General features: G+C 63.4%; 4 protein-coding genes and 1 pseudogene. 2 read left to right on the top strand and 3 right to left on the bottom strand.

All coding sequences use genetic code 11. From position 1 onward, the window contains the following. A pseudogene (locus EOA29_RS25985) lies at positions 1–252 on the bottom strand (DUF4350 domain-containing protein); the annotation flags it as partial. After that, positions 249–875, bottom strand: a complete 627-nt coding sequence (locus EOA29_RS25980) for a DUF4129 domain-containing protein (protein ID WP_245464698.1) — start codon at positions 873–875, stop codon at positions 249–251. The gene EOA29_RS25980 and the pseudogene EOA29_RS25985, both read right to left, overlap by 4 nt. A gap of 149 nt (positions 876–1,024) precedes the next feature. On the opposite strand from EOA29_RS25980, the gene EOA29_RS25975 reads away from it, so the two are divergent. Next, complete coding sequence (locus EOA29_RS25975; RefSeq protein WP_126094304.1) at positions 1,025–1,813, top strand: hypothetical protein; 789 nt, start codon at positions 1,025–1,027, stop codon at positions 1,811–1,813. A gap of 12 nt (positions 1,814–1,825) precedes the next feature. Then, on the top strand, positions 1,826–2,689 hold the full coding sequence (locus EOA29_RS25970; RefSeq protein WP_127221810.1) for a hypothetical protein: 864 nt from the start codon (positions 1,826–1,828) through the stop codon (positions 2,687–2,689). Positions 2,690–2,942: 253 nt separating this feature from the next. Here EOA29_RS25970 and EOA29_RS25965 read toward each other — a convergent pair whose 3' ends face one another. After that, positions 2,943–4,583, bottom strand: coding sequence for an ABC transporter substrate-binding protein (locus EOA29_RS25965; protein WP_127221809.1), 1,641 nt, complete (start codon positions 4,581–4,583; stop codon positions 2,943–2,945). Positions 4,584–4,585: the final 2 nt, after the last annotated feature.

The following is a 4,585-nucleotide window of genomic DNA, read 5'->3' as shown; positions in this document are numbered from 1 at the left end:
TTCCAGATCCTTCTCGCCGCGCGCCATGGGCGGTGCTTGTCCGTTGGTGAGCTTCAGCCATTCGACAAGCCCGGCATAGCCGGTGCCGCCTTTGGAGAGCGGCGTGGCGCCGCCTTCGGGCTGGCGGAAATCTGGAGCGTAGGTCGAGAGCAGGAAGAAACCGGCAGCCGCCAGCAGGCTGGCGAAGATACCCCAGAACAGCGTCCTGCGGCTGAACGGCGCCTCGGCTGCCTCGGTCGCCTCAGTACTCATGCCCAGGCATCCCGGAAGGCGAAGCGCTCGTAGGCGCCGCGCGCCTGCCGCCACCCCTCGGCGCCGACCGGACGGCGGGCAAACAGCGCCGCCTCGACGATGCGCGCGATCTCGCTGAAGGCGGTGCGGGGGCGGCTCGGGATCGAACTCGCCGCGGCGATGTCGCGCGCGGTCAGCGACGGGCGCAGGAAGTCGGGCAGGCGGGTGGCGATGTCGGCGACGCTGCGGCGCAAAAGAAGATGCACCGCCTCGTCATAGTCGCCGCGCGCCGCGAGCGCATCGGCCTCGGAGAGCAGGATTTGCGCAGCCCCGGCATCCGGGCGCCATTCCTCTTTCACCTCATCCTCCTTGCGGGCGCGCCGCCACGGCAGCCGCCAGGCGACGCCCTTCGCTTCAAGGACCAGCAGGAGAGCAATGATCGCGATGCCGGTGATCACCGCGCCCCAGAACAGATAGATCATGTAGGGGCCGAGCTTCGCCAGGGCTTCCAGCAAAGGCTTCAGCCATTCCGGCGGTTCCGGCCGCACCAGCGTCGGCAGGTCGAACTGGATCGAATCATCCGCCAGCAACTGCTTATGCATCCTGGCCAGCCATTCGGCGTCGGCCGTGCCCGGTTCTGTCACCCGCGCGTTCCCCCTGCAACCTGCGGTTCGGCTCCGACACTGGCAATATGCCTAGACAATTGCAAGTGCACTGGACGCGGCCGATCAATCTTGGCAAATTTACTTTGAAGTTGCCGAATTGATGCGGCGGCGACTCGGGGGAAACTATCATGACCACTGCGACATTGGGACGACCCGGCAGATTCGAGATCGGCAGGGTGTTCAACACCACTTTTGGTGTGATCACGCGCAACATCGGACTTTGCGTGGGGTTGGCGTTCATTTTTTCGGGCGTGCCGGCATTCCTGTTCCAGCTTTGGAACGAAACGCACGTGGCCAATCTGGCTGCCGGCGATCCTTCCAATCTCGCACTGAACAATCCGGAGCTGGCGATCCGTGACTCGCTCCTCACCGTCGTTTTTGCGCTTGTCTATTTCCTGCTGTCGCTGATGCTGCAGTCGGCCCTGGTCAGGGCAACGATCGAGGATCTGAACGGCAAGAAACCGGATTTTGGGGACAGCGTGCAGATCGCCCTTCAATGCCTTCTGCCGACGATCGGCATTGGCATTCTGGTCGCGCTCGGCGCGGGCCTTGCCTCCCTGTTGCTGCTGGTTCCAGGCATCATCTTGTGGCTCGGCTGGTCGGTCTCGGTGCCAGTCCTGGTGCAGGAGCGTCTCGGCGTGTTCGGCTCCATGTCGCGCAGCCGCGTGCTGACCAAAGGCAACCGCTGGTCGCTTTTCGGCCTGTTCGTGATCCTCGCAATCCTGTCGATGGTGATCCAGGCGGTCCTTGGCACCGTCGTCTATATCTTTGGCGGCGTCATTGGCTCCGTGCTCGGCGCCGCGGTTTCGGCCGTGATGGCAACGATCATGTCGACGGCCACCGCTGTCAGCTATGTCGAGCTGCGCCAGGCCAAGGAAGGCACCAGCGTGGATGAGCTGGCGGAAATCTTCTCCTAGCGGACGGAAGTTGTGCCGTTGGGAGCGCAGGGGCCAAGTGAAAAATTCCGGCTGGGGAGGGTAATCGGCAATGCCGCCGCCTTCCTGCGGCGGAATGCGATCTTCTCGATCGCAGCAGGCACGCTCTTCTTCGCCTTGCCGCTGGCGCTGATCAATCTATCGACCAGATACTGGCCCACGCTGGCGTTTCATTTGGGTGCGATTGGCAGCGGCCCCTGGCCAATGTCGGTCAACTTGGGTTTCAGCATGGCGTCGGGGTTGATCGGTGCGGTGCCGAACCTTGTCGGCCAGGCGGTTTTGTCGAAGGCCGCGGCTGGCGAAATCAATGGCAATCGTCCATCGGTTGCAAGCTGCGTTCAGACCGCGCTCCAGCACATTTTTCCGGTGCTGGGCATAGGTTACACGATTTACCTCGTTGTTTTTGTCGCACGATCCGGGTCGGCTGCGGTTGAACTATCCTATTCGCCTCAAGCGGGAGGCCTGGTGTTTCTGCTGTTGATCGTGCCGTGTATTGTGTGGGGAGTGGCAATTTCGGTTGCGGTTCCTGTTTCCGTGGCGGAGGGGCTAGGCACGGTCGCTTCGATGTCGCGCAGCCGCGACCTGACGAAAGGGTACCGCTGGTGGATTTTCGGCTTGATCTCGGTTGTCGTCATTGGGCTGCTACTAGGCCTGCGGCTGGCCACTGAGTTAGGACTTACCTTTGTATCGCTGCAAAGCCTTTCGCCGCTGGCGATAGTCCTGCTCACATTCCAGGGGGCGATGGTGTCGGCGATCATCTGGACGGTGCTTTCGATCATTCTCGCAACGACCTATGCCGAACTGCGGCAGGTCAAGGAAGGCCCTGGCGCCGACGAACTGGCGGAGATTTTCTCGTAGCCGATAAGGGCTGCACCCGGTCAAGTCGTCGCAGCAGTCAGTCACAACAGGCTTGTCCGGCACAGGCATGACGAGGTGATCGACATGTCTGTCTTGGCGACCGCCGCGGCGAGTTTCCCTTGCAAGTCAGGCAGTTCCGAGCCGGCTGGAAGCCGGTCAGGCGCAATCTGTGCTGAAATGCGGCTGCTTGGCAAATTAGCAAACGGCCGGCGCGGCTTTGAACGTCGCGCCGGCTAGCTCAGTCCTGGGAGGATCAGCTTTCCAGCCAGACCTTCTCGAAATGCTGCTCGAGCGCCTGGTGCTGCTCGCAGCCATGCACGCCCTTGCGGTAGGTGCGGTAGACCGAGCGCCAGTAGGGTTGGATGATGATGCCGGAGTCGCGCAGGTTCTGCTCGATCTTGGCCATGATCTCCTTGCGCTGGGCGGCGTCGGGCGTCGCCAGCGCCTTGTCGAGAAGCTCGTCGAACTCCTTGTTCGAATAGGCGCTTTCGTTCCAGGCGGCGCCCGATTTGTAGGCGAGCGCCAGCACCTGGACGCCGAGCGGACGGCCGAGCCATTCGGTGCAGGAATAGGGGAACTTGCTCCAGTCGTTCCAGAAGGTCGCGGCCGGCAGCACGGTGCGCTTGATCTTCAGGCCCGCCTCGCGGATCTGCGCCGCGATCGCATCGGCGGTGCTCTTCTGCCACTCGACGTCGACGGAGATCAGCTCATATTCGTGGTCGGCCTTGCCGGCTTCGGCGAGCAGCTTCTTGGCCGCCTCGACATCGCGCTTGGCCGGGCCGATATCGGCGAATTCAGGATGCATCGGGCCGACATGGTGGTTGTCGGCGGGCTTGCCCCTGCCGTCGAGGCCGAGCTTCAGCACCGCCGCGTTGTCGACCGCGAGCTGGGCGGCGCGGCGCACCTTGACGTCGTCATAGGGCGCGTTGCCGACGTTGAAGCGCGCGACGATGGTCGAGCCGGTGGCGATCTCGGAATTCTGCAGGCCCATCTGGTCAGTCTGCGACACCGCGTCCGAGGCGGTCTCGTGGTCGGTGTCGATTTCGCCGGATTCGAAGGCCGACAGCATGGCGTTGGGATCGGAGCCGTAGTCGACCCATTTGATGCCGTCGAGATAGAACTCGCCCTTCCACCAGGGCTTGTCCTTGCGCTTCACCTCGGCGCCGGTCTCGGCGTCCCAGCTGACCAGTTCGCAGGGGCCGGTGGTGATGGCCAAAGCCTTCTTCGGGTCGGCGTCGCCCTCATAGGAGCGGTGCATGATCAGCGCCGGATAGTCGGCCATGCCGGCGATCAGCGAGATGTCGGGCTTGGGCAGGTTGAGCTTGACCGTGTGGTCGTCGACCCTCTGGATGCCGCCGTCGACCGGCTTCTTGGTGTCCGCGTTGACCAGCGCGCCCATGCGCGCGGCGACCGAATTGCCGGCGACCGAGGCATCGCACCAGCGGTTGAGATTGTGGATGACGTCGTCGGCGTTGAACGCGTCGCCGTTCGACCAGGTGATGCCCTTGCGCACGTGAAGCGTGATCGTCTTGGCGTCGTCGCTGGTCTCCCAGCTTTCGAGCAGCCACGGCTCGAAGGTGAAGTCGGTTTTCCAGCGCACCAGATATTCGTTGCAGTGGCGCGCGACATTCGACATTTCGACGCCGTCGAAGGTGCGCGGATCCTTGAAGCCCTTGACGTTCATGGCGACGCGGAGCACGCCGCCCTTTTTAGGCTCCTCGGCGCGGGCAGGCGAGGGGGTAAGCCCGCCGAGCGCCAGGGCACCGGCGGCGCTGACGCCCAAGCCGGCCATAAGCGCCAGATATTCGCGCCGGCTGATCGCGCCTTTCCTGAAATCGTCGGCGGTCGGCTTGGCCCGCTGGTGCAGTTTTCTGTCGGTCAGCATGAAGTTCATCG

The sequence above is a fragment of the Mesorhizobium sp. M1E.F.Ca.ET.063.01.1.1 genome, assembly GCF_003998155.1.
Taxonomy (GTDB): Bacteria; Pseudomonadota; Alphaproteobacteria; order Rhizobiales; family Rhizobiaceae; genus Mesorhizobium.
The sequence above is the reverse complement of the archived record's forward strand: the minus strand, read 5'-3'. Positions and strand labels throughout refer to the sequence as shown.

What these genes read in the sequence shown, in the direction of transcription:
- EOA29_RS25965 (WP_127221809.1), bottom strand. Translation starts at nt 4,583, where the DNA reads ATGAACTTCATGCTGACCGACAGAAAACTGCACCAGCGGGCCAAGCCG.
- EOA29_RS25975 (WP_126094304.1), top strand. Translation starts at nt 1,025, where the DNA reads ATGACCACTGCGACATTGGGACGACCCGGCAGATTCGAGATCGGCAGG.